At 32.6% G+C, this 25,871-nt stretch carries 19 protein-coding genes; 17 read left to right on the forward strand and 2 right to left on the reverse strand.

Annotated features, from left to right (window positions below):
* The first annotated feature begins 45 nt into the window (after positions 1-45).
* The 9 genes from ABTV69_RS16300 to ABTV69_RS16340 all read left to right on the forward strand — a co-directional run bounded on the left by ABTV69_RS16300 (position 46) and on the right by ABTV69_RS16340 (position 14,482).
* A complete protein-coding gene (locus ABTV69_RS16300) occupies positions 46-1,161 on the forward strand; it encodes a FecR family protein (protein WP_433830598.1) in 1,116 nt (371 codons plus the stop codon).
* A 229-nt stretch (positions 1,162-1,390) separates the two neighbouring features.
* A complete protein-coding gene (locus tag ABTV69_RS16305) occupies positions 1,391-5,116 on the forward strand; it encodes a SusC/RagA family TonB-linked outer membrane protein (protein ID WP_433830600.1) in 3,726 nt (1,241 codons plus the stop codon).
* Between the two features lie 11 nt (positions 5,117-5,127).
* Positions 5,128-6,603: a RagB/SusD family nutrient uptake outer membrane protein gene (locus tag ABTV69_RS16310; RefSeq protein ID WP_433830602.1), complete on the forward strand. Its 1,476-nt coding sequence runs from the start codon at positions 5,128-5,130 to the stop codon at positions 6,601-6,603.
* A gap of 17 nt (positions 6,604-6,620) precedes the next feature.
* Complete coding sequence (locus ABTV69_RS16315) at positions 6,621-7,478, forward strand: zinc-binding metallopeptidase (RefSeq protein ID WP_433830604.1); 858 nt, start codon at positions 6,621-6,623, stop codon at positions 7,476-7,478.
* Positions 7,479-7,494: 16 nt separating this feature from the next.
* On the forward strand, positions 7,495-8,835 hold the full coding sequence (locus tag ABTV69_RS16320) for a DUF4302 domain-containing protein (RefSeq protein WP_433830606.1): 1,341 nt from the start codon (positions 7,495-7,497) through the stop codon (positions 8,833-8,835).
* A 527-nt stretch (positions 8,836-9,362) separates the two neighbouring features.
* Entirely contained in the window at positions 9,363-10,109 is a 747-nt protein-coding gene (gene fabG, locus ABTV69_RS16325) for a 3-oxoacyl-[acyl-carrier-protein] reductase (protein ID WP_071637930.1), read from the forward strand.
* Between the two features lie 128 nt (positions 10,110-10,237).
* On the forward strand, positions 10,238-12,265 hold the full coding sequence (locus ABTV69_RS16330) for a hypothetical protein (protein WP_433830608.1): 2,028 nt from the start codon (positions 10,238-10,240) through the stop codon (positions 12,263-12,265).
* A 279-nt stretch (positions 12,266-12,544) separates the two neighbouring features.
* Positions 12,545-13,441 carry a LysR family transcriptional regulator gene (locus tag ABTV69_RS16335; RefSeq protein WP_433830610.1) on the forward strand — a complete coding sequence of 299 codons (897 nt, stop codon included), beginning with the start codon at positions 12,545-12,547 and terminating at the stop codon, positions 13,439-13,441.
* Positions 13,442-13,516: 75 nt separating this feature from the next.
* Positions 13,517-14,482: a YeiH family protein gene (locus tag ABTV69_RS16340; RefSeq protein WP_433830612.1), complete on the forward strand. Its 966-nt coding sequence runs from the start codon at positions 13,517-13,519 to the stop codon at positions 14,480-14,482.
* A 2-nt stretch (positions 14,483-14,484) separates the two neighbouring features.
* Here ABTV69_RS16340 and ABTV69_RS16345 read toward each other — a convergent pair whose 3' ends face one another.
* Entirely contained in the window at positions 14,485-15,435 is a 951-nt protein-coding gene (locus ABTV69_RS16345) for a hypothetical protein (RefSeq protein WP_433830614.1), read from the reverse strand.
* A gap of 173 nt (positions 15,436-15,608) precedes the next feature.
* Between ABTV69_RS16345 and ABTV69_RS16350 the strand changes: the two genes are divergently transcribed.
* A complete protein-coding gene (locus tag ABTV69_RS16350; protein ID WP_433830615.1) occupies positions 15,609-16,607 on the forward strand; it encodes a zinc dependent phospholipase C family protein in 999 nt (332 codons plus the stop codon).
* 245 nt (positions 16,608-16,852) lie between these two features.
* Here the strand turns inward: ABTV69_RS16350 and ABTV69_RS16355 are convergent, their stop codons facing one another.
* Complete coding sequence (locus ABTV69_RS16355; protein ID WP_433830616.1) at positions 16,853-18,991, reverse strand: LTA synthase family protein; 2,139 nt, start codon at positions 18,989-18,991, stop codon at positions 16,853-16,855.
* A gap of 199 nt (positions 18,992-19,190) precedes the next feature.
* Here ABTV69_RS16355 and ABTV69_RS16360 point away from each other — a divergent pair, with 199 nt between their 5' ends.
* The 7 genes from ABTV69_RS16360 (at position 19,191) to ABTV69_RS16390 (ending at position 25,799) form a co-directional block, all read left to right on the forward strand.
* The gene (locus ABTV69_RS16360) at positions 19,191-19,853 is read left to right on the forward strand and encodes a response regulator transcription factor (protein WP_433830618.1); all 663 of its coding nucleotides are present in this window, start codon (positions 19,191-19,193) and stop codon (positions 19,851-19,853) included.
* A 4-nt stretch (positions 19,854-19,857) separates the two neighbouring features.
* Positions 19,858-21,258, forward strand: coding sequence for a sensor histidine kinase (locus ABTV69_RS16365; protein ID WP_433830620.1), 1,401 nt, complete (start codon positions 19,858-19,860; stop codon positions 21,256-21,258).
* 315 nt (positions 21,259-21,573) lie between these two features.
* Positions 21,574-22,431 (forward strand): ATP phosphoribosyltransferase, encoded by an 858-nt coding sequence (hisG, locus tag ABTV69_RS16370; RefSeq protein ID WP_026729805.1) that lies wholly within the window; start codon positions 21,574-21,576, stop codon positions 22,429-22,431.
* Between the two features lie 125 nt (positions 22,432-22,556).
* On the forward strand, positions 22,557-23,840 hold the full coding sequence (hisD, locus tag ABTV69_RS16375; RefSeq protein WP_433830623.1) for a histidinol dehydrogenase: 1,284 nt from the start codon (positions 22,557-22,559) through the stop codon (positions 23,838-23,840).
* 115 nt (positions 23,841-23,955) lie between these two features.
* Entirely contained in the window at positions 23,956-25,002 is a 1,047-nt protein-coding gene (gene hisC, locus ABTV69_RS16380) for a histidinol-phosphate transaminase (RefSeq protein ID WP_433830625.1), read from the forward strand.
* Positions 25,003-25,033: 31 nt separating this feature from the next.
* Positions 25,034-25,222, forward strand: a complete 189-nt coding sequence (locus ABTV69_RS16385) for a hypothetical protein (protein WP_433830627.1) — start codon at positions 25,034-25,036, stop codon at positions 25,220-25,222.
* Entirely contained in the window at positions 25,197-25,799 is a 603-nt protein-coding gene (locus ABTV69_RS16390; RefSeq protein WP_433830629.1) for a hypothetical protein, read from the forward strand. The genes ABTV69_RS16385 and ABTV69_RS16390 overlap by 26 nt, the downstream gene beginning before the upstream one ends.
* Positions 25,800-25,871 lie beyond the last annotated feature (72 nt).

Here is a 25,871-nt window from a genome sequence, read left to right on the forward strand (position 1 = left end):
TAATAAAAAAAATGTCCTCTATGTTTTTGTAACCTTAATAGTAAGATGCAAAAACGTAACAATTATACCGAAATAGAAGACTTCTTGGCTGATGAATCTTTTCAATTATGGATTTTATCTAAAGTTGATGAACAAGGCTGGGAAGAGTGGACTTTAGAAAATCTTCAGAGAGCTAAACTTGTCGAAGATGCGCGACTTTTGCTTTTGGCAATGCGAGTTCCAGAATCTAATTTATCCTCAAATGAAGTTCATGAAGCCTTGCAAATAACTTGGCGCAAAATTGAACAGAGAGAAGAACTTTCTCAACAGATTTCAAAAATTAAAAAACTTAAAATACAGAGATACTGGATTAGTGGCGTAGCTGCAGCTATCTTGGTTGGTATTTTTTCTGTGTGGTTTGTAAGAAACGAACTAAGTATAAATGATAATGTAGTTACGTATAACGAACTCATCCAAGATAATAACGAAGGTTTGGTAGAACAGACCAACAATTCTGAAAAATCGCAAATCATTACATTGTCTGATGGAAGTTCGGTTTTATTACAGCCCAATAGTAAATTAAGTTACCCTAAAATCTTTACCGGAAACGAAAGAAAGGTGTATTTATCCGGCGAAGGTTTCTTTGAAATTAGTAAAAATCCTAAAAAGCCTTTTTTTGTTTATGCTAACGAGATTGTAACTCGAGTTGTCGGTACAAGCTTTAGAATAAAAGCTTATCCAGATCAGCAAAATGTTGAAGTTGTTGTTCGCACCGGTAAAGTTAAGGTAAAGTCTAACGAGCTAGTTCATAATAGTGAAAACAAAGAAATAGTTCTACTCCCTAATCAAGCATTGCGTTTTGCTCGTAAAGAATTGGTATTTAATAAAATAACCAATATTACTGAAGATCCTGTTTTAGTAAATAGCGTTAGGAATATTGAGCAGTTAAGTTTTGAATTTACAGATATTCCTGTAGAACAAATTCTCGAAACTATAGAACAAGCTTATTTGGTGGATATTGATTTTCCTCACGACAAACTGAAAGACTGCCGATTAACAACTTCTTTAAGCGATCAGCCGTTGGCTGAAAAACTTAAAATAATCTGTAAAAGTATTGGTAACGATACTAATTACGAAATGAATGGAAATCAAATTGTAATTACGACTTCTGGCTGTAACTAGAATTCTAATTCGACTTGAAAACAAGAAAGAAAAACCAAAATGAAGCTAAATTTAAAAACTAAAAAAAATAATTTGTAATTGCCTATGTGAAATAAATACATAAAAAAAGTGCCGAAAATGCTGTAACATTATCGACACTTAAATCTGAATAAATCACTCTCTGTAAAGAGTAATTTATGATGTTTCTTAAAATACACTCGAATAGTATTAATCAAAACAAACCAAAATTATGAAAAAACCTGTTGTCAAGCAACGATTACTTCACCAAATCATGAAAATAACGCTGTTTCAGTTTGTGTTAGCACTTGTGTTTTCAAGTGTTACTCTCGCAAATAATGTAAATGGGCAGAAAAAATTAGATACTAAAGTAACTATTACAGTTGATAACCTAACTTTAGATAATGCTTTATCAAAAATTGAAAAGTCTGCTCGTGTAAAATTTTCCTATAATTCAAGACTTCCTCAACTAGGAGAGAAAGTTAGTATAGAAGCAAACCAAGAAACGCTCTCGAGTGTACTTAGCAGAATATTGGTTCCTTTTAATATTACTTTTTCAGAAGTGAGCAATCAGATTGTGCTTCAGAAGAATACAATTAATTCTTTTTCTTATGCAAACAATCATGATTCTCTATTTGAGGTTTTAGCTTTTGGACCAATAATTAAAGGAAAAGTTACAGACCAGTCTGGCAGTCCATTACCTGGTGCAACTGTTATGGCAAAGGGTACAAAAACAGCTGTATTAACAGATTTTGACGGAAATTTTACTATTGAAATGCCTGCAAATGTAGACCGTTTGGTTATTTCGTATGTAGGTATGGAAACGAAAGAAATTGGTATTGAAAATACCTCCCCGAATATTGTGTTAACAGAATCGGGTCAGAATCTAAAAGAGGTTGTGGTAACAACTGGATACGAAAAAACTTCAAAAAGAACTTTTACTGGTGCTATTAGTAAAATTTCGGGTACAGAATTAAAAATTGATGGTGTAGTTGACGTAAGCCGAATGATTGAAGGAAAAGCGGCTGGGGTTACCGTACAGAATGTTACAGGAACTTTTGGTACAGCTCCTAAAATTACCGTTCGTGGATCTTCTTCCATTTTTGGAGATACAAAACCTTTATGGGTTATTGATGGTGTTGTTCAGGAAGACATTATCAATATGTCATTTGCTGATTTAGCATCTGGGAATTCAGAAACATTATTAAGTTCATCTGTAGCTGGTTTAAGTGCCAATGATATTCAAAGTATTGAGATTTTAAAAGATGCATCGGCTACGTCAATTTATGGTTCTAGATCGTTAAATGGGGTTGTGGTTGTAACAACAAAACAAGGACGTAGAGATTCTCCTCTAAAAATTACTTACGGATTGGAGCAAACAGTACGAACCGTACCTAGTTATAGCCAATATGATATTTTAAATTCTCAGGAGTCAATGAGTATTTTTAAAGAAATGGAAGCTAAAGGCTACTTGGATTTGCCAATTACAGTAAATGGAAGATACGGAGGTGCTTATAATATCCTAGGAAGAGCTATCAATACATTTAATCCTGAAACGGGAACTTATTTGGTTAATAATGATCCTGTAAGCCGTAATAATTTCTTAAAAAAGTATGAACAGGCCAATACAGACTGGTTCGAAGTTTTGTTTAGACCAGCAATCACGCAAAATCACTCTTTAAGTTTTTCTGGTGGAGGAAAAAATAATACATTCTATGCTTCATTAGGATATTATACTGATCCAGGATGGACTATTGCTGATGATGTAAAACAGATTTCTAGTAACATTAAAGGAACTTTTTATATCAATGACAAATTAAATGTTACCTTATCTACTTTGGCCTCTATTAGAGATCAGGGCGCTCCTGGAACTTACGAAAGTGAAAAAGATGTTGTTTTTGGTAAAGTAACACGTGATTTTGATATCAACCCTTTCAATTATGTATTAAATACAAGTAGAACATTACGTCCATACGATGAAAATGGAAATTTGGAATACTACAGAAATAACTGGGCAAAAATGAACATCATAAACGAATTAGCTAATAATTTCATGGAAATTGAGGTTAAAGACATTCGTTTTCAATTGGATTTAGATTATAAAATTAATCCGCATTTAACTTATAATTTAACAGGTTCAGCTCGTTACGCAAACACTAGCCGTGAGCATAAAATCTTAGAAGGTTCAAATGTTGTTGGAGCTTACAAAGCTGGAACAGCAGATGGGGAAGATGGAGTGAACACATTGGTAAGAGATCAAAATATCTTTTTATATCAAGATCCAAATGATTTAACGGCACCAAAAGAATCTGTATTGCCAAACGGAGGATTCTTGAGAAAGTTTACCAATGATATGACTTCTTATAATTTAAGAAACAGTGTTAGCTACAGAAATATTTTTGCCGAAAAACATGAATTAGAAGGCTTGTTTGGAACGGAAATGAGAGTGGTAGACAGAACGAGCGATAATTTTACAGCAGCTGGTTTACAATACGATAGAGGTTTAACGGCTTTTACAGATCCGAGAATTATTGAAAAAATTATCAATGCTGGCGATTCTTATTATGGTTTTAATGAAGAAAAAGAAAGAACAGTTGGTTTCTTCGGTAAAGTAGGTTATACGTATGACAGACGTTATACAGCTTCTGTTACAGGACGTTATGATGGATCTAACAGACAAGGAGATAGCGATTCTTCTAGATGGTTGCCAACCTACACTTTCAGTGGAAAATGGAATGTGGCTGAAGAAAGCTTCATGAAAGACGTGCAATCAATTAATACTTTAGCTTTGAGAGCATCATATGGTTTAACTGCTACAGCAGGACCGGCTACAAACTCTTTAGCAATTTACAAAAGCGCTATTACAGACCGTTTTGGACTAGACGACAGGGAATCAGGCATTAGAATCGAAGAACTGCAAAATGGAAATCTAACTTGGGAAAAACAGTTTGAAACAAATATCGGACTTGATCTTGGAATGTTCAATAACAGACTTCAATTTACAACGGATGTTTATAGCCGTAAAGCTTTTGATCTTGTTGATTATGTAATTACATCTGGTATTGGCGGCCAAAGAATTAGACAAGGTAACAATGCCGATATGGAAACTAAAGGTATAGAGGTTGCTTTTACAACTAAAAATATTGATACTAAGGATTTTAAATGGTCTACAAATCTTAATTTTTCTGTTTACAATCAAGAAATTACAAGATTGCAAAATACACCAACTGCATTTGATTTAATTGATGCAAACGGTGGAAATACAGTTGGCCATCCAAGAAACTCATTGTATTCTTACCAATTTACAGGTTTAAACAATCAAGGTTTACCAACGTTTATTTTACAAGATGGAGCAGAAAATAATATTACTGATGCTAATTTTCAAGACAATTTAAATGTTACAAAATATTTGAAGTACGAAGGATCAATCGAACCTAATAAATCATTTGGTTTTGCTAATACATTTACATACAAAAACGTATCTCTTTATATTTTCTTTGTGGGTTCAGGAGGAAATAAAGTTCGTTTAAACCCTGTGTACGACAGCACTTATGATGACTTAACAGTGTTTACAAAAGATTTTACCAACCGTTGGATTAATCCTGGTGATGAAAATTATACCAATGTACCTGTTATTGCAGACAAACGTTTGAATGCTAATTATGGCGGAGAACGCACATTAGCTAGAGCTTATAATACTTACAACTATTCTGATGTTCGTATTGCGGATGGAGATTTTGTGAGATTGAAAAACATCTCATTAAGCTGGGAATTCCCTGCTGACTTCAAGAAGAAAATCGGGGTGAGCACTTTTACATTAAAAGGTTCGGCTGTAAATCCTTGGTTAGTTTATTCTGATAAGAGATTAAATGGACAAGATCCAGAGTTCCGTAATACTGGAGGGGTTGCTTTCCCAGTAACGACGCAATACACATTTACTTTAAACCTTTCATTATAATAGTCAAAAACATGAAAAACTTAAAAATAGCATTATCCCTATTAATACTTATTTGTATTACTGGCTGTGATGATTTCTTATCAGAGAAACCAGATAATAGAACAGAGATAGATACTCCTGAAAAAATTAAAGAATTATTGGTAGAAGCGTATCCTCAAATGAGTTATTTTGAGATTGCAGAAACGATGTCTGATAACGTTTTTGACAGCGGATTAGCTACAACGTTAATGAGAAACGAGCAAAACTATAATTGGGAGATTAATACAGAAGCAACTGATATTGATACGCAAGCGTATTACTGGGATGCTTGCTACAAAGCAATTGCTCATGCAAATAAAGCATTAGAGGCAATTGAGCAATTAGGGAGTCCAGCAAGCTTAAATCCTCAGAAAGGAGAGGCGTTAATCGCTAGAGCGTATTCGCATTTTATGTTGGTTTCGTTTTGGTCAAAACGTTACAATCCGGCAACGGCTGAAACAGATTTAGGTATTCCGTACGTAACAAAACCAGAAACAGAATTAATTACTAAATACAAAAGAAATACAGTTGCTGAAGTTTTTGCTTTTCTTGAAAATGACATTGAAGAAGGATTGAAATTGGTAACAAACGATTACAAAGAACCAAGATTTCACTTTAATGTAGCAGCTTCAAAAGCTTTTGCGAGTAGATTTTATTTGGTAAAAGGAAATTGGGATAAAGTAATTTCATTATCTGATGATTTAGGCAACAAGCCTTTAGGATTAAGAGATTTTTCTACTTATGAATCTCTTGGGGTAGAAGATCAGATGTTGAGATATGGTGCGAGCGATGTAGAAACTAATTTATTGATCGTTTCGGCGAATACTATTGTAGGTAGACTTTATTCTTTAAACCGTTTTAATTTATCAGGTGTAGGACGCCCAGAAATTTTCGGAACAACTACAAATCTTTTCGGAAAAGCGTATTATTACAACTTTTATTCTTCAAACGGAAGTATTACTTTGTTTCTTCCTAAATTCTATGAATACTTTAAATATTCTAACGTAACAGCTGGAATTGGAGATCCTTACGTTGCTGAAGTATTATTGAGCAATGATGAGTTTTTCTTGAACAGAATGGAAGCTCATGTTATGAAAGGGCAAATTGCTTTGGCTAATGATGAGTTAGAGTACTTTTTAGCGACAAGAACTCCAACATACAACCCGACAACAGATAAATTGACTGAGGCAAAAGTAGTGGCAAAATTCCCTGTAATTGCAGACGAATATACTCCATTCTACAACATGACACCAGTACAGACTTCTTATGTAAAAGCAATTGCAGAAACAAGAAGAAGAGATTTTATTCACGAAGGACTTAGATGGTTTGATATTAAGCGTTTTAACATTGTGGTCAAACACGGAACAGCAAACAAACCAGATAATATACTAGCAAAAGACGACAACAGAAGAGCTTTACAGATTCCGTTGCACGCTTCAAATACTGGTATAGAATTAAATCCTAGATAATCTTAAAAGTGAAAATTATGAAATTATTAAAATATAATAAAATTGCGGTTTTAGCTCTAGTTTCGATAACTCTATTTTCATGTGGAAGCGATGACCTGCCAGGAGAAAGCCAATTAGATTTTACACAGCCAGAAAAAACAGTCTTAGACAATTGGATAGACGATGTTTATTTGGATCCGTACAATATTAATGTGCAATATAAATGGAATCAAAATACGGTAGACAATAGCCGTTTCTTGTTTCCGCCAGAAGTTGATAAAGTAAAGCCAGCGCTAGAAATTGTTCAAACAATTTGGTTAAAAAGTTATGCAACAATTGGAGGTCCAAACTTTGTAAAGAAAATTGCTCCAAGAGAAATCGTTTTGGTTGGGGGAGTTAACTTGAATAGCGTAGGAACAAGAACGTTAGGATTGGCTGAAGGCGGACAAAGAGTTACTTTGTTTGAAACAGATTATATCGATAAATCTGATCGTGCAAACGTATCGGAGTTTATCCATACTATTCAGCACGAGTACATCCATATTCTAAACCAAAATAAACCTTTTGACGAAAAAACTTGGAAAACATTAACTCCAGGAGGTTATACGGCAGATTGGTACAATTATGAAATTCCAGAATCAAATGAGCTTGGGTTTATTACAAGTTATGCAAGATCTAATATTAACGAAGACTTTGCAGAAACAGCTTCAATGATTCTTATTTACTCAAAAGCAGAATATGCTGCGTTTTTAGCAGGTATTCAAAGTCCTTTTGCTCTTCAAGCCTTAAAAGCAAAAGAAGCTATTGTAGTAAAATATTTTAAAGAAGCATTCAACATGGATTTTTATGCTTTAAGAGATGAAGCAGAAAAAAATACAACATCTGTAATTAATTAAAACAAGCATTATGAAAATGAAACAACTATTAAAGTACTTATTTGCAGCTGTTTTAATACTGCAATTGATCGCCTGTAATGACAATACAGATGCAGAAAAACTTTTTAATGAAACGCCAACAACTCGTTTAAATAATCAGAAAACAGAATTGAATGAAGCGTTACTTTCGTCTCCACAAGGATGGAAAGCCGTTTATTTTACAGATAATACTGTTTTGGGCGGATATACACACTTATTTAGATTTGCAGCAGATGGAACTGTAGTAATGGCATCAGATTTTGATTCTGATACAGATCAATATAAAAGTGAATATGCTATTCAAGTAGGAAGTACAGTGAGTTTAACTTTTACAACTAAAAATAGAATTCACCTTTTATCAGATTCAAATAATTATCCAATTCCAGCTTTGAGAGCAAAAGGATATTTAGGAGATTTTCAATTTTTGTATTACGGACAAGAAAATGGCGAAATCATTTTTAAAGCTAATAGAAACAATACTGAAATACGCTTTGTAAAAGCCACGGCAGAAGATTGGGCTAATTTGCCTAAAAATCTCATAATGGAACAAAATGTTATTGGAGGAGAAGAAAGACCACTTTTTAGATTGCTTGAAACAACTGACGGAACAACGACTCATAAATTTGATTTTTCATTTACACCAGCAACTCGTTTTGCAAATTCAAATTCTATCGAAACCGGTTATTCTGTAAGTTACGATATGGGAATTGGATATACGCCAACCGGAATTATAGTAAGTCCAGCAGTTGAAGTTGGAGGGCAGAAATTATCCAACTTCACTTATAACGATGCTGATGGAAGTTTTACGGCAACAGGAACAGGCGGTGTATCTGCAACTATAAAATATACAACCAAACCATTGGCTCTTACAGACGATTATAAATTTTTACTTCCTGGCAAGCCGCTTTCATGGTTCGGGTTTTATGTAGATGACTATACTATAGATTCTCCTGCAAACTCGCCACTATTTTATAAAGAATTAGAGAAAGTTAATGCGTCATTACCAGCAGGCCAAAGCATTTTGTCAGTTCAAATTTATGCTAATCATTCTCTTGGAACTTTCATTTATTACACTTTTGTAGGAAGAGCTGCTATATTCCATTACGTGACAGTTCAAGAAGATGCTGTTGGTAAAAAAGCAATTTTAAAACACAAGTCATGGAACGGAAATACTACAGCGGCAGCGCCAGCTTTCTTAGCAAGTATAGATAAATATTTCATGGATCCTGAAGGACTTTATGTAAAAGCGGAAAGCTTCAGATTATTCTATTCTGATCCTGTATATACTTTTACAAGTGCTTCAAGTCCGTTTAGAATGACGACTTGGAAACTTCAATAATATAAAGCAGCTCATTTTTTGAGCTGCTTCTACTTAACATAATTTCTGAATCAAAATAATATAGTTTCTTAACTTCTGAATATTATGGTTAAAAAAGTATTTACACCAGCAACTATTGCAGTACTCTTTTGGGGAACAGGTTTAATTATTATAAATGAGTATTATTATGAGTATTTAAGGTATTACCATTATATATGTATAATTCTTGCAATTCCATGGATGGTTTTTGATATGAAAAATAAAAAGAAGAAGGACAAAATTAATAGTACAGAAAACCTTAAATTCTCAATATATAGAATGTTATTTGTGGCTTTGACACTGATAGTTTTCTATTTTGTAGCGAAACAATGATATTTTAGCTTTTTAGTTTTGTTTTTTTATTTTGGGGGAAACAGCTCATTTTATGAGCTGTTTTTTTTTGTTTTGGCGGCGTCTGAAATTCTTAAGTCAATTTTTGGATTACAAGTTTTATTAAACGCTCAAATAATCTATATTTGTAATTCAAAAAATAAAACGAATACCTTAATATGAAATTACTAGAAGGAAAAGTTGCAATTATTACTGGTGCAAGCCGTGGAATTGGAAAAGGAATTGCAGAAGTTTTTGCTAAACATGGAGCAAACGTTGCTTTTACATATAGCTCATCTGCAGCATCTGCAGAAGCTTTAGAAGCAGAATTAAATAGTTTAGGAGTAAAAGCTAAAGGATACCAATCTAATGCAGCAGATTTTAACGAAGCTCAGACTTTTGTTGACGCTGTTTTAGCAGATTTTGGAACTGTTGACATCTTAATCAACAATGCCGGAATTACAAAAGACAATTTGTTGATGCGTATGTCTGAGGCAGATTTTGACCAAGTAATTGATGTAAACTTGAAATCGGTTTTCAATATGACAAAAGCGATTCAGAAAACGTTCTTGAAACAAAGAGCAGGATCTATCATCAACATTAGTTCTGTTGTTGGAGTTTCTGGAAACGCAGGTCAAACCAATTACGCAGCTTCTAAAGCAGGTGCAATCGGATTTACAAAATCTGTAGCTCTTGAGTTAGGTTCTCGTAACATTCGTTGTAACGCAATCGCTCCAGGTTTTATCGAAACGGAGATGACTGCAAAATTAAGTGAAGATGTAGTAAAAGGATGGAGAGAAGGTATTCCGTTGAAACGCGGAGGAACTACAGAAGATGTTGCAAACGCTTGTCTTTTTTTAGCTTCTGACATGAGCGCTTACATTACAGGACAAGTTCTTAATGTTTGCGGAGGAATGCTTACCTAAGGTACTGAGGTTCTAAGGTTCAAAGGTTCAAAGGTTTTTAGTATTCAGTTTTCTCTGACTCTGAACACTATTTTAATCTTGTATAGAATCTGATCACTAAAAAACTGATTACTGAATACTAAATAAATATGACTACAAACACGATTCTTTTATTATTGCTTTCTTTAGTAATTGCTGGTGGGTTGTCGTATTTTCAATATTTTTTCAAAGCCAAAAGTAAATCCAATGTGATTATACTTTTGGCTTTTTTACGTTTTTTAGCCATTTTCGGATTATTGGTTTTATTGATCAATCCGATTATTTCTAAAAACTCACTCGAGATTACCAAAACACCTTTGGCTGTTGTGGTTGATAATTCGAGTTCGATTGCTGCTTTAAAATCAGATCAGAAAGTAGTTGAATTATACCAGAAACTGGTTTCAAATCCAGCTTTAAAAGAAAAATTTGATATTCAATCGTATCAATTTGACAACGATTTTAAAACTTCTGATAAATTTGATTTCAAAGGAAATCAGACCAATTTAGATGAAGTTGCTAAAAATTTAAAAAGCATTAACAAAAACTTGATTTTCCCAACAGTAATTATTACTGACGGAAATCAAACTACAGGAAACGATTATGTATACCGTTTTGATCCTGTCAATAAAGTTTATCCTTTGGTTGTGGGAGATACAACCACTTTTTTTGATTTAAAAATCAATCAATTAAACGTAAATAAATACGCTTTTCATAAAAATAAATTTCCAGTTGAAGTTTTTCTGCAATATGCAGGAGACAAAACAGCAAATGCAGAATTTACCATTTCGCAAGGAAATACGGTTGTCGCAAAAGAAAAACTTTCTTTCTCACCATCAAAGAAAACAGCTTCTTTAAATTTACTTCTTCCAGCTGATAAAGTTGGTTTGCAAATTTATAAAGCTTCTATTCAATCTCCTGCAAAAGAGAAAAATAGTTATAATAACATTAAAAATTTTGCAGTAGAAATAATCGATCAAAAGTCGACTATTGCCATTGTTTCTGCTATAAATCATCCAGATATTGCGGCTTTAAAACGTTCAATTGAAGTTAATGCACAACGTAAAGTAATATTGGTTAAGCCAAATCAAATTAGTGATTTAGATGATGTTTCTGTTTTGGTTTTGTATCAGCCAACTACAGCCTTTAAACCTATTTTTGACAACAATAAATTAAAAGGAACAAACACCTTTATTATAACAGGAAATAATACCGATTTTAATTTTTTAAATCAGCAGCAAAACAATTTGATTTTTAAAATGAGCAATCAGCGTGAAGATTTTCTATGCGAATTCCAATCCGCTTTTAATTTGTTTGCTATTGATAATATTGGTTTTGAAAATTTCCCACCTTTACAAAATCCGTTTGGAAATATTGCAACGAACGGAAACATATCTGTTTTACTTTCTTCAAAAATTAGAAATGTTTCTACGAATGCGCCTTTATTGGCTTTCGCCGAAAATCAAGGAAAAAGAACTGCTTTTCTTTTAGGAGAGAACAGCTGGAAATGGCGTTTGCAAAGTCATGTTGATAATCAGTCTTTTGAAAAGTATGATGTTTTTGTAGATAAGATTATTCAATATTTAGCTTCATCGGCTTCAAAGAAATCTTTGGTTGTAACACATGAAAGTTTTTACAATTCGGGAGAAGAAATCATTATCAACGCACAATATTTCAATAAAAATTATGAGTTTGACGAAAAGGCCAGACTTACTATTACTGTTGTAAATGTTGCGACCAAACAAACTAAAAATTACGATTTATTGAAAGGAAGCAATTCATTCTCAGCTAACTTAGAAGGACTTCCAGCAGGAAAATATAACTTTACAGTAAAAGAATTAAATTCAAACACTTCATACGCGAGTCATTTTGAAATTCTAGATTTTGATATCGAAAAACAATTTGTAAATCCAGATGTTGTCAAATTACAGCAATTGGCACAACAAACTGGAGGGAAAGCTTTCTTCGAAAATCAAGCCGATCAATTGATTAATACACTTTTAGAAAATAAAGAATACAAATCAATTGAGAAAAATATCTCAAGTAAAACTCCAATTATTGATTGGGTTTGGCTTTTGATTTTGATTGTTGCTTTATTGACAACCGAATGGTTTGTTAGGAAGTATAACGGTCTTTTATAAAGTCCCTATGGGACAAAAGAGCGCCTAGATATTTTTTTTACCGATATCTGATCTCTACGAGATCTATTTGAATAACTTGGAACTCCGTTAGGAGTTTAATGTAATTAATATTACCGATATTTGATTTCTCCGAGATTAATTTGAAACTCCGTTAGGAGTTTAATACCGGTAAAAATAATATATTCAGCATATAAAGTTGTCCCGTAGGGACTAAACATAAAATGCGAAATTAAATAGGAAAGATTCAAACTTTCAAAACTTGAAAAAAAATAATTAGAAATGGACTTCAGGCTAAAAGTATTTTACACCGTTGCGCTCCGCCTTAATTTTACTAAAGCGGCAACGGAATTATATATTACTCAGCCCGCGGTTTCTAAGCATATTCAAGAGTTAGAAGAAACATACAAAACCAAACTTTTCGAGAGAAACGGTTCCAAAATTGCTTTAACTCCAGCGGGAAAAATACTTCTAAAATATACCAAAAGTATTTTTGATATCTATCGCGAAATAGACTTTGAAATGAGTTCTTTCAATAAAGAGCGCCAAGGTTTATTACGATTAGGAGCAAGTACAACAATTTCCCAATATATTATTTCTCCAGTTTTGGCTAGTTTCCATCAAAAGCAAAAAGACATAAAAGTTAATTTATTGAATGGAAACACGGAACAAATCGAAAATGCTTTAATTAATAAAGAAATAGAAATCGGAATTGTTGAAGGACAATCTAAAAATCAATCTATAAAATACATTCCGTTTCTTAAAGATGAATTGGTTTTAGTTTGCAATAGCAAAAATCCATTAGTAAAACAAAATGAAATTTCGGTAAACGATTTAAAATCAATGAAATTCATAACCAGAGAGCGCGGTTCAGGAACACTTGAAGTTATAGAATTTGCTTTGAAAAAGGCAGGTTTAAAATTTAATGATCTGCAAATCGAAATGCAATTAGGAAGTACTGAAAGTATAAAATCATATTTATTAAATTCAGATTGCTTTGCTTTTATGTCCATTCATGCTGTAAGCAAAGAGTTGAAAAATAAGGAATTGATTGTTTTGGATGTAGAAGAGTTGTCAATCGAAAGATATTTTTATATCATAACCTTACAAGGAAAATCTGATTCTTTAACAGAATTATTTATTCAAAATTTGGCATCTCATTATAACTTGAAGTTATAGTCGATTGTAATTTGCGATTGGCGTTTTCAAGATAAACAACAGAACTTTGCAGGGTAAATATCAATTACCTTTATTTTGAAAACAAAAGAACAAACATCAGCACAATTATTTGAAATTAATCAATCACTACAGCGAGTACTTTTTCTTGTTGTGATTCTTTTGTGTTTGTTTTCGATTATTTCTCCGCCAATAGCGCTTTTATTAGGTGTTTTACTTGTGAACCTTTTCGGAAATCCATTTGTAGAATTCAATCATAAAGCCATCACATTTTTACTGCAATTTTCTGTAGTAGGTTTAGGATTCGGAATGAATGCCAATAGCGCGGTTTCAGCTGGAAAAGAAGGATTTGTTTTAACCGTTTTCTCCATATTCAGTACTTTACTTTTCGGATTTCTATTAGGAAAATGGCTCAAAACAGAGAAAAAAACGTCGCATTTAATCTCTTGTGGAACCGCAATTTGCGGTGGAAGTGCAATCGCGGCTATTTCCCCAGTGGTTAAATCAAACGAAAATCAGACTTCGATTGCTTTGGGAGTTATTTTTATATTAAATTCAATCGCGTTATTTGTTTTTCCTTATATCGGACATCAATTAGATTTATCTCAAAAAGATTTCGGATTATGGTGTGCTATTGCCATTCACGATACCAGTTCTGTTGTAGGTGCTGCAAATAAATATGGTGCAGAAGCGCTTCAAGTGGCGACAACTGTAAAGTTAGCTAGAGCATTATGGATTATTCCGATTTCTATTTTGACTGCTTTTTTATTTAAAAGTAAGAACTCAAAAATTAAAATTCCTTATTTCATTGGTTTGTTTGTTATCGCGATGCTAGTGAATACTTATATTCCGTCAACAACCATTCTTACAGCACATCTTGTTGGTATTGCAAAAATTGGTTTAACGATTACTTTATTCCTAATTGGCGCAACTTTAAACTTTTCGACTTTAAAAGCAGTCGGAGTAAAGCCATTGCTTCAAGGCGTTTTTCTTTGGATTTTTATAGCTGTTTTAGCTTTGGTATCAATTCTTTATTTGGGATAATACTATTTTATGTTGGAGAATTTTACAATTGGTTTATCGATCATTTTGTAAAATTTTCCTTTGAAAGAGTAGTTTCTCTCGATAACAAAATTAAACTGTTTTTTGGTTTTTGCCATCTCTGCAAGTTCAGCTGGTAAGTCAACTTCAAAGTCATCTTCTGTGCCTTTTGCTTTTTTATATGAGCCTTTTGTTACGATTTTAAAATCCCTGAAAAACTTTTTATTGTTATCTGTAATCACAGTATAAGTGCTAGACCATTCAGAACTAGCGCTGTTAAAAAGGGAATAATAATCAACTTCCATCAACGGTTGGTATTTGCCATCAAATCCGGCAATTAAATAAAAATAGCCATTGTATGGAGCTCCTGCGCCACCGTTAGCATGAACAAGTGATAAAGCATATTGATCTTCGCCGATTTCAACCAATTTAGGAGTGGGACAACTAGCAAAAGCCCCAAATGCTGCAACTGCCGGTTGGAAAGACCTCATTTCCCAAACGTTATTATTTTTCGCAAATTTAGCCACGCCTAACAATCCGCCAGAAAAACGTCCTGTTTGTAGTCCATCTTCATCATGAACAGAATGATTAAAAGCTAAAATTTTAAATTCATTTCCTTTTGAATCTTTATAATCGATATTAGCTATAAGTCTTGTAGCAACACCCTCAGTATAAGGAAACATTTGATCACCTTCTACGCCATTGACATCTAGAAAAGGTGCAGCTTTGCAAGATTTGCATTTCCAGCTTATGAAAGTATTTTTATCAGAAAGGTGATATAAATTTCCTGGAAACAGTTTTTGCATTGTTTTCTCACCGTTTAACGGGTCAGAAACTTTAAGAATTCTTTTCTGGTTTAAGATAGTGTCGCTAACGTTTTTTAGCTGTAAATCAGTTTCTTGAGCATAGCAAAAAGTAGAGATTAGTAGAAGCAAATAAGAGGCAATCTGGCGCATAAAATTGAATTTTGTTAGTAAAACAAATGTATAAAGAAAATTATTGTTAATATGAACTTATCTCATTTTTAGACTGATAAATCCTAAAAGTTAAAATTGTGGAATCTTATTGATAGTATTTTTTGCGTATTCTTTAATTAAAGCTAAATTTGCTCCCTCTAATAAAAAAACAAATGAAGAAAATCCAAATGAGACCAAAATTAATTGCTTTCGGTGCTTTAATTATTGGCTTTATTACTTTATCATGGGGAAATGTAGGCCATGAGCGTATTAACAAAGCAGCTGTGATGGCTTTACCAAAACAATTGCAGATATTTTTTTACAATCACATTGATTTTATTACACAAGAAGCTTCGGTTCCAGATATCCGTAAATATGCTTTAAATTATAAAGAAGAAGGTCCAAGGCATTATTTTGACATGGAAAACTTTGGTCCTACTGACACTTATCCAAAAACGTTAGAAGAAGCAAAGCAAAAGTACGACGCTAAATTCTTATCAGATAATGGAATCTTACCATGGTATATGGAAGATATGATGGCAAAATTGACAAAAGCTTTTAAAGATAAAAACAAAGCTGAAATCTTATTCCTTGCTGCAGATTTAGGACATTATGTTGGTGATGCGCACATGCCATTGCATACTTCTGCAAATCACGATGGACAATTGACAGACCAAAAAGGAATTCACTCACTTTGGGAAAGTAGATTGCCAGAATTGTTCGTTAAAAATTACAAATTAAATGTTCCTGAAGCTCAATATTACCCAGACGTTCATAAAGCAATTTGGGATTTGATTAATGATACACACAGTTTGGCGCAACCGCTATTGGATATTGATAAAAAGCTGAGAACAGCAACTCCGCAAGACAAAGTGTTTAAAATGGATGCAGAAGGAAATGTCCTGAAAACGAGATATAATACTGCTGTCTTCTCTGATGAATACGCAAAAAAACTGCACGAGCAATTGAACGGAATGGTAGAAAACCAAATGAAAAAAGCGATTGCTGCAACGGCAAGTTTTTGGTATACAGCATGGGTAAATGCTGGAAAACCAGATTTGAGCGATTTAGATGCCTCAGCAGTTACACAAAGAAATTATCAAGCTTTGCAAGATGATTTAAAATTATTCCAAAAAGGAGATTTATTTGGAATGAAAAATCAAAACGACTAAAAAGTTTGTTTCAAGTTTTATAGTTTAAAGGTTTCAAGTTTGCTTGGAAATCTTGAAAAGCCTCAAATTCTTATGATTTGAGGCTTTGTTTATTTCTTATTACTTTGATTTTTTTACGCAGAGAACGCAAAGAGTTTTTATAAAGCCTGTTTAGAAGTATATGTCGAATGAGATAACAAAGAAAACCCGACAGGCTTTAGAAATCTGTCGGGTTTAAAATCGTGGAACGTGTTATATTTTTAAGATTAATTATGAACGTTTGCGTATAATTTTTTGTTCTTATTAGCTAAATCTTTAAACTGATATTCTTTTTCTTTTAATACATAAGAAGCCGATTGGTAGTAAGAAATAGTTTCATCAACCAAATTTGCATTTGCAGCTTTCAGTGGAATTTCATCGTAATGAATTTGAAATTCAGGTGAGATTCCAGCTTTTTCATTATGTTTTAATTGAAACTGTTTTATCTGTTTTTTTGGAGAAAGAATCGTCAAAACATTATCTTTTATTAAGCCTAAATCCTGATACGTAGCAATAAAAGCTCGAGGCTGATAATCTGATTTGAAAACATCGCGTCCAAAAAACTTGCTTTCGTAGTCAAAGTTTAGAAGCCCAAATAATGTCGGCATAATATCAATCTGTGACATTAGCTTGTTGAATTTTTCAGGCTTAGCATTTGGCGTATAAATCAAAGCAGGAATTCTATATTTGTCTAACGGAAGTTCCGTTTTTCCAGCACTAGAAGCGCAGTGATCGGCTACGATAACAAAAACAGTATTGTTAAACCAAGGCTGTTTTTCAGCTTGTTTAAAGAATTGACGTAAAGCATAATCGGTATATTTAACACCTCCGTCACGAGATTTAATGTTTCCAGGAATGTCAATTTTATTATTTGGATAAGTAAAAGGCCTGTGATTACTAACCGTCATAATATGATTGAAGAAAGGCTTGTTCTGTTTCGCTTCAGCATTCATAATTTTAATTGCTTTATTGTACATATCTTCATCGCAAACTCCCCAAACATTAGAAAACGTAACTTCTTTCTCTGAAAAACTCGATTTGTCAATAATCTGATATCCGTTTCCAGTGTAGAAATCCTGCATATTATCGAAGAATGCATCTCCGCCGTACATAAATTTTACATTGTAACCTTTTTCAAGAAAAACAGATCCTGTTGAGAATTTATTTTTGTTATCTTCTCTTTTTACGACGCTTTCGCCAGCTGTTGGAGGCAAACATAAAGTTACAGCTTCTAGACCGCGAACCGTTCTGTTTCCAGCGGCATAAACATTAGTAAAAAGTAAACTTTTCTGTGCCAAACTGTCTAAAAATGGCGTAATATTTTGTTCATTACCATACATCTTCATGAAATCGGCGCTCAAACTTTCAATGGTAATTAGAACCACATTTTTGTGTTGTTCCAATGAATCTTCTTTTATTTCTTGAAGAGTATTCTTTCCAGAAATTGTTGGTATATCTTGCTTTAAGATTGCAAAGGCTTTCTCATTCGGAATTGTTTTGTAGAATTTGTAATAATCTAATTTATTGTTCTGGAACGCCAAATAGAACTTGTATATTCCGTTAGATTGCAATTCGTTAACAAAAACATTTTTAGAATTCTCTGTTTTGGCCAATCCAGGAACGGCAAGTAGAGAAGAAAGAAATAAAACAACATATATAGCCGAGATTTTCAATTTTTCATTAAAACTCGGAATCTCGTCAATGTAATTTCTAGAATTCTTGATAATAAAATAAGTTATAGTTCCTGTAACGATAAACAAAGCAGAAAATATCGGAACTACAGGATACGATTGCATGATGTTTCCGATAACTTCGTTTGTGTAAATCAAGTAATTAACGGCAATGAAATTGTATTTTACACCAAACTCATTCCAAAAGAAAAACTCGCTTATGGCATTTTGAAGAATCAATAAAACGTAAAGAAAAATTACAAAAGCAAAAAGCCAAAATCTGATTTTGTCTTTGTGTTTTGGCAAGAATAGGAAAAGTGTAAATAGAATTGTTTTTATCGAAACAAAAATCAGAACGATTTTAGGCAGAGCGCCACCATATTCATCCAAAATACTTTTTCCAGAAGCAATATAGATTAAAAGAGTGACAAAACCAGCTAATATAATAGATCCGTAAGGCTTGTTGTATTTTGAATTGGAAATAAAAATAAGATACAACCATAAGAAAGCCGAAGCCAAAACGAAAACAAAAAGGTCTGAAAGTAAGCCTAATGAAAAGATTTTTAAACTCTCAATAAATGTAAACGAACTTTGGGTAATTGGGTGAAAAAGCAATACAATTCTAAGCGTGAAACTTACTATAAAATATAATATTGCAAGATTGTAAAAGGGCGAAAGTTTTTTGTAAAAATCCATCGGAATTATTTTTTTACAAAATTACTTTCGAATGATTAACGCCAGATTAAGTTCAACTTTTACCTTACTTAACGTTAACTTAAAGTTTGCTTAAGATGCTGGTTTTCTTTATTTATTGGCAGATTGGATTATTTCTGAGAGCGAAATTATCTATCTTTGAATGGAAAAATGAAATTCAAATTTTAATCAGATACGATAAATGCATATTTTAATAGTTGAAGACGAAGTAGGAATTGTTCAATTTCTAAAACAGGGTTTGCAAGAAGAAGGTTATCAAATTACTACTGCGGGCGATGGTTCTAAGGGTTTTGAGCTGATTCAAGAGCAAAAGTTCGATTTGATTCTTTTAGATTGGATGTTGCCAAAAATTAATGGTCTTGATCTTTGTAAAGCTATTAGAATTAAAGATCAGAATACGCCAATCATTTTTTTGACTGCAAAAGATACGGTTCAGGAAACTATTGAAGGTTTAAAAGCAGGAGCAAATGATTATATCAAAAAGCCATTTAGCTTTGAGGAATTGGTCGAGCGCATTAAAGTTCACTTTAGAAATAAACAGAAAACAGAAACTCTGACGTTAGGAAATATTACAATGGACCTATCCAGACATACTGTTTTAAAAGGTGATGAAGAAATTTCGCTTACGCAAAGAGAATTCGAGTTATTGGCCTATTTAATTCAGCATAAAGGAAAAGTTTGCTCAAGAAATCAGATTTTAAGAGATGTCTGGGAAATCAATTTTGAGTACGATACTGGCGTTATTGACGTTTTTATGAATGCTATTCGTAAAAAGCTCAATCTTAAAATTGAAGAAGATTATATAAAAACCATCCGAGGCATTGGATATATCGCCAATGATTAGCAAAATGACATCATTATCTTTTAAGAATAGAATTGCACTAAATTATATTGTAGGTACAGGACTGTTGGTCTTAGCAGTCTTTTCTGCTATTTATTTTATTGTAAAACTTACAGTCTATAATCATATAGACGAAAATTTAAACATAGAAGTTCAGGATCATTTAAAAGAATTAAAAATTGAAAAAGGCGTTGTCATTTTTATGGATGCCGAAGAATGGGAGGAAAGGGAACATAATTCTGTTGATGTGAATCCTGTGTTCGTTCAATTTTTAGATTTAAACAAAAAAATCATTGAAAAATCTCCTAATTTAAAGAATGAGAAGCTTGTTTTTCATGAAAACAAGGGTCATTTTCAACTTTTTGATACCAAATTATTAGGGAGTAAGATTCGTCAGATACAAGTTCCGCTTCATATAAAAAACAGGAAAATTGGCTATCTGATTATTGCAATGTCTTTGTCTGATTCTTCAAAAGTTTTAGATAATTTAATGGATACTTTATTGATTACTTTCCCTATCATTCTTCTTATTTTGTTTTTCCTTGCAAGGTTTTATGCGGGGAGAAGTATTAAACCAATAAACAGCATTATTCAGACTTCTAAAATTATTACAAAAGACAATCTTAAATCGCGAATTCCGTTGCCAAAAACAAGGGATGAATTGTTTACGCTTTCTAAAACAATTAATAATTTATTGAACCGAATTGAAGATGCCATTGAGCGCGAAAAACAGTTCACTTCTGATGCTTCACACGAGTTGAGAACACCTTTAACCGTTATTAAAGGAACACTTGAGGTATTAATACGTAAACCACGTGATAACAAAGAATACGAAGAAAAAATTAATTACTGTATTAACGAAGTTGACCATTTAAATTCTCTAGTTGATCAGCTCTTGATGATGGCTCGTTTTGAGAATCAGAAACAGAATATTTTAAAAGAAAATATTTATCTAAATGCAGCAGTTTTAGATGTCTTGAAATTAAATGCAGAGAAGATTAAATTGGGAAAAATAAACGTGATTTTAGATGCTTCCGAAGAGTTTTATATTTACTCAGATAATTATTTAATTGTAACAATTCTTCGAAATATTATTTCAAATGCTGTAAAGTATTCTAAACCAAATAGTGAAGTTCGAATTTCGTTATCAAGGGAAAATCATAAAATCGTTTGCAATATTTCAGATCAAGGGATCGGAATTGCAAAAAAAGATCTGGAATCTATTTTGAATCCGTTTTTTAGATCAGATTCGTTGAATCACTCTGAAATTAAAGGAACAGGACTTGGTTTGTTTATTGTAAAACGAATGACAGATCTGCTTCAGATTAAATTTAAAATTGAAAGTGAAATTGGAAAAGGAACCAAGGTTTTATTGGTTTTTGAAGAATATGACAATTCGTTAAAGTAATTCTAAAATCATTAATTAAAATGCTTCTAAAAACGATTTTTAACAATAAACTATCGTTAAGTTAAAATAAAAATTGCTTTTTAATTATTTTATCTAGTATATTTGCAACCGAATCAAAGAAGTAAAAAACAAAACAAATCATGATTTCAATTCAATTACATCATCATCATTTACATTATTGCTCTCAAGCGATGTGTTAATGATATGCGTGTAAATCATCATATTTTAAAACCCGTTTGAGTACATCAAACGGGTTTTTTAATTCAAGCTCTCTTTGTACTCAAACTATTAATCCAACAAACAACTAAAAAAAAAATGAGTACTTTAAAAATTGCAATTCAAAAATCAGGTCGTTTAAACGAAGACAGCATTCAAATTCTAAAAGATTGCGGTATTTCAATCAATAACGGAATCGACCAATTAAAAGCAGAAGCTTCAAACTTTCCTCTTGAAGTTCTATATCTAAGAAATTCAGATATTCCACAATATTTAATTGATGGAGTGGTAGATTTAGCAATCGTTGGCGACAATCTTTTGGTAGAAAAGGGAAAAGGTATTGAAGTAGTTCAGAAACTTGGTTTTTCTAAATGTAAAGTTTCGGTAGCGGTTCCTAAAACCTTTGAATATAATTCGGTTCAAGATTTAGCCAATCTTCGTATCGCAACGTCTTACCCAAATACAGTAAACGAATATTTCAGTAAATTTGGTTTAACTGTAGATATTCACCAAATCTCCGGTTCTGTAGAAATTGCACCAAATATCGGACTTGCAGATGCTATTGTCGATATCGTTTCTAGCGGAAGCACACTTTTTAAAAACAACTTGAAAGAAGTTGAAGTAATTTTAAAAAGTGAAGCAGTTTTAGCTGTTTCTCCAAAAGTTTCTCCAGAAATTCAAAAACACATTGATACCTTAAAATTCAGAATTCAAGCGGTTTTACGAGCTAGAAATTCAAAATATATCTTGATGAACGTTCCAAATGACAAAATTGATGCCGTTGGAAAAATCCTTCCAGTATTAAGAAGTTTAACGGTTCTTCCGTTAGCGCAAGAAGGTTGGAGCAGTGTTCACTCTGTAATTGACAAAGATACTTTCTGGGATGTTATTGATCAGTTAAAAGAAGTGGGAGCAGAAGGAATTTTGGTTTGTCCAATTGAGAAAATGGTACTATAAAAGAAAGAAATTCCAATTATAAAACTCCAAATTCCAAGTGTGTGCGTACTGCTTGCGAACTTAGCGTTTTTATAGACAAAGAGAATAAATAAACCTTGCGCCCTTTGCGGTTAAAAATAAAAGGCATGAATAAAATAGACAGTCCAAAACCAGAAATCTGGTCAGAAATATTAAAAAGACCAACCAAAACAGTTGATGATATTGAAGTTACGGTAAAAGAAATCTTCAAAGAAGTTCAAAGAAAAGGAGACGAAGCTGTAGCTAAATATACTTCAATTTTTGACGGAATTTCGCAAGACAATTATGAGGTTTCGCAAGAAGAAATCAGTGAGGCGATTGCTTTGATTCCAAATGAATTGAAAGAAGCTATTGAATTAGCGAAAGACAATATTTATAACTTTCACAATGCGCAGAAGACTGAAAGAGTTTCTGTTGAAACGATTGAAGGAGTAAATTGCTGGCAGGAAAAAAGACCAATCCAAAAAATCGGTTTGTATATTCCTGGAGGAACAGCGCCTTTGTTTTCTACTGTTTTAATGTTGGCAGTTCCTGCTGAAATTGCAGGTTGTAAAGAAATTGTACTATGTTCTCCGCCAGATAAAAATGGAAAAATTAATCCAGCAATTTTATATGCAGCCAATTTGTGCGGTGTAACTAAAATTTTGAAAGTTGGCGGAATCCAAGCTATTGCAGGAATGACTTTTGGAACACAATCAATCCCGAAAGTTTATAAGATTTTCGGACCAGGAAATCAATTTGTAACTGTAGCAAAACAATTGGCAACTCAATTTGGTGTTGCAATTGATATGCCTGCAGGACCTTCAGAATTATTAATTGTGGCCGATAATACAGCAGTTCCTGCATTTGTAGCTTCAGATTTATTATCTCAAGCAGAACACGGTACAGATAGCCAAGTGATTTTAGTTTCAACTTCGAAAAAACTAATTGATGAAGTTGAAAAAGAAGTACAGTCACAATTAGAAGTGCTTCCAAGAAAAGCAATTGCAGAGAAAGCAATCGAAAATTCGAAACTGATTTACGTTGAAAACGATCAAATTGCTTTAGATTTAATCAATGAATATGGACCGGAGCACTTTATAATCTGTTCGGAGTACGATGATTTCTATTGCAACGGAATCATAAACGCAGGTTCTGTGTTTATTGGAAATTATACACCAGAAAGTGCTGGAGATTATGCATCTGGAACCAATCATACTTTGCCAACAAACGGTTACGCTAAAAATTATAGCGGTGTAAATTTGGATAGTTTTATGAAATCAATGACTTTTCAAAAAATCTCAGAAAAAGGAATTCAGAACATCGGGAAAGCTATTGAAACCATGGCTGAAGCGGAAGGCTTGCAGGCGCATAAAAATGCTGTAACGTTGAGATTAGAGAGTTTGGAATAAAAGAAAATAGAGCAAAGAAGCAAGAAGCAAGAACAAAAAAAACAGAGAATCAGGGAGTAAGTATGATGAGAAGTCTTTTCTCTTGCTTCTTTCTTCAAAAAAAAAGAAAAAACAAATGAGTACCTTCGATATAAACACAATAACACGTGAAAATGTAAAATCTTTAAAACCATATTCTTCTGCAAGAGATGAGTTTGAAGATTTTGATACAGCCGAAATGATTTTTTTGGATGCGAATGAAAATCCGTATCAGAATGGAGTAAACCGTTATCCAGATCCGCAACAGAATTCGGTTAAGGCTATTTTGGCTAAAAATAACTTAGTAAAACAAAACCAGATTTTATTAGGAAATGGAAGCGATGAAGTTCTAGATTTACTTTTCAGAGCTTTTTGCGAACCTAATAAAGACAATATTATTTCTTTGCCACCAACTTACGGAATGTATGGAGTTTTGGCGAATATCAATGCAGTAGAAAACAGAGAAGTTTTATTAACAACAGATTTTCAGCCACAAGTAGAAAAAATTCTAGAAGCAGTTGACGAGAATACCAAAATCATCTTTTTGTGTTCGCCAAATAACCCAACAGGAAATTCTTTTTCAGATGAAAGCGTGGTAAAATTGCTTCAAAACTTCAAAGGTTTAGTAGTGATTGATGAAGCTTATATTGACTTTTCGGATAAAGAAAGCTGGTTGGCAGAAATTGACGGTTATCCAAATTTAGTGATTACACAAACGCTTTCTAAAGCTTATGGTTTAGCTGGAATTCGTTTAGGCATTTGTTATGCTTCTGAGGCTGTAATTGCGATTCTGAATAAAATCAAACCTCCTTACAATGTAAACGAATTGACGCAACAACGCGCAATGGAACGTTTGAAAGATTCTGAAAAAATAAAACAAGAAATAGCTTCTATTATTGAACAAAGAGAAGAGCTTATTAAAGTTTTACTTGAAGTAAGCTTTGTAGAAAAAGTATATCCAACAGAAGCCAATTTTATTTTAGCAAAAGTGGATGATGCTAACAAAAGATACGATCAATTAATCGAAAAAGGAATTGTAATTCGTAACAGAACAACACAGCCTTTATGCGAAAATTGTCTTCGTTTTACAATCGGAACAAAAGAAGAAAATGCCGTTTTAATTAAAGAATTAAAAGCAATTTAAAGTATTATAGTAACAATCTAAAAAGTAAAATATGAAATTCCTTTATCCTTTTTTTTTCTTTGTTTTCTTGAATGTCCATGCCCAAAATGCTAAAGATGTTTTTTCGGATATAAAAGGTAATCCTAAAGAATATAAAGAAACGTGGTATGAAGCGAAGAAAACAAAAACTGGTTTTGTAAAGGGGAAATTTTTATATGATGATGTTTTATACTGTAAATGATCATGGAGAGTTTGTTAAACAAAGTTTTTTTTCCTTAGAAAAATGGGAAGCTCCTCAAAATAGTTATAATAAAGAAAATCAGAAAATAGAGACTATTAATTATAACGAAGATGGAGGCATCAGAGATAGAACAAAGTTTATCTATGATAAGAATAAATTAGTTGAAGAAAAAAACTACGGTAATTCTGATACTCTTTATATCAATAAAAAGTTTGAGTATTGGAATAATCTACTTGTAAAGAAATTCGAATTTCATTCCGAAAATGGAATTTTAAGCAGTGCTTCAAATGAGATCACTACATACGAATATGATGCAAGAAATAATTTAGTAAAAGAAGCATTGGTGTATGGAGATGAGTATTTAGATTATGCTTACAAATACAATGACAAAAATTTTATGACAGAGGTTTATTCAAGATCGAGTTTTCCTGTGCGAGAAACTGAATTTACAATCAATATGCGATATACTTATCAAAAATTTGATTCTAATAATTGGACAGAGATGTATTCTGAAGATGGACTTAGTTCTGACAGAAAACCTAATTATTATTTTATTCAAAGAGAGTTTAAATATTAATCAGGGAAATTTGGTGAAGCTACCAAATGCTAAAAGAAAATAAAAGACAAAATAAGATATAGCCGCCAGATA

Origin of the sequence: Flavobacterium anhuiense, from assembly GCF_050990855.1 — a bacterium.
GTDB lineage: Bacteria > Bacteroidota > Bacteroidia > Flavobacteriales > Flavobacteriaceae > Flavobacterium > Flavobacterium anhuiense_C.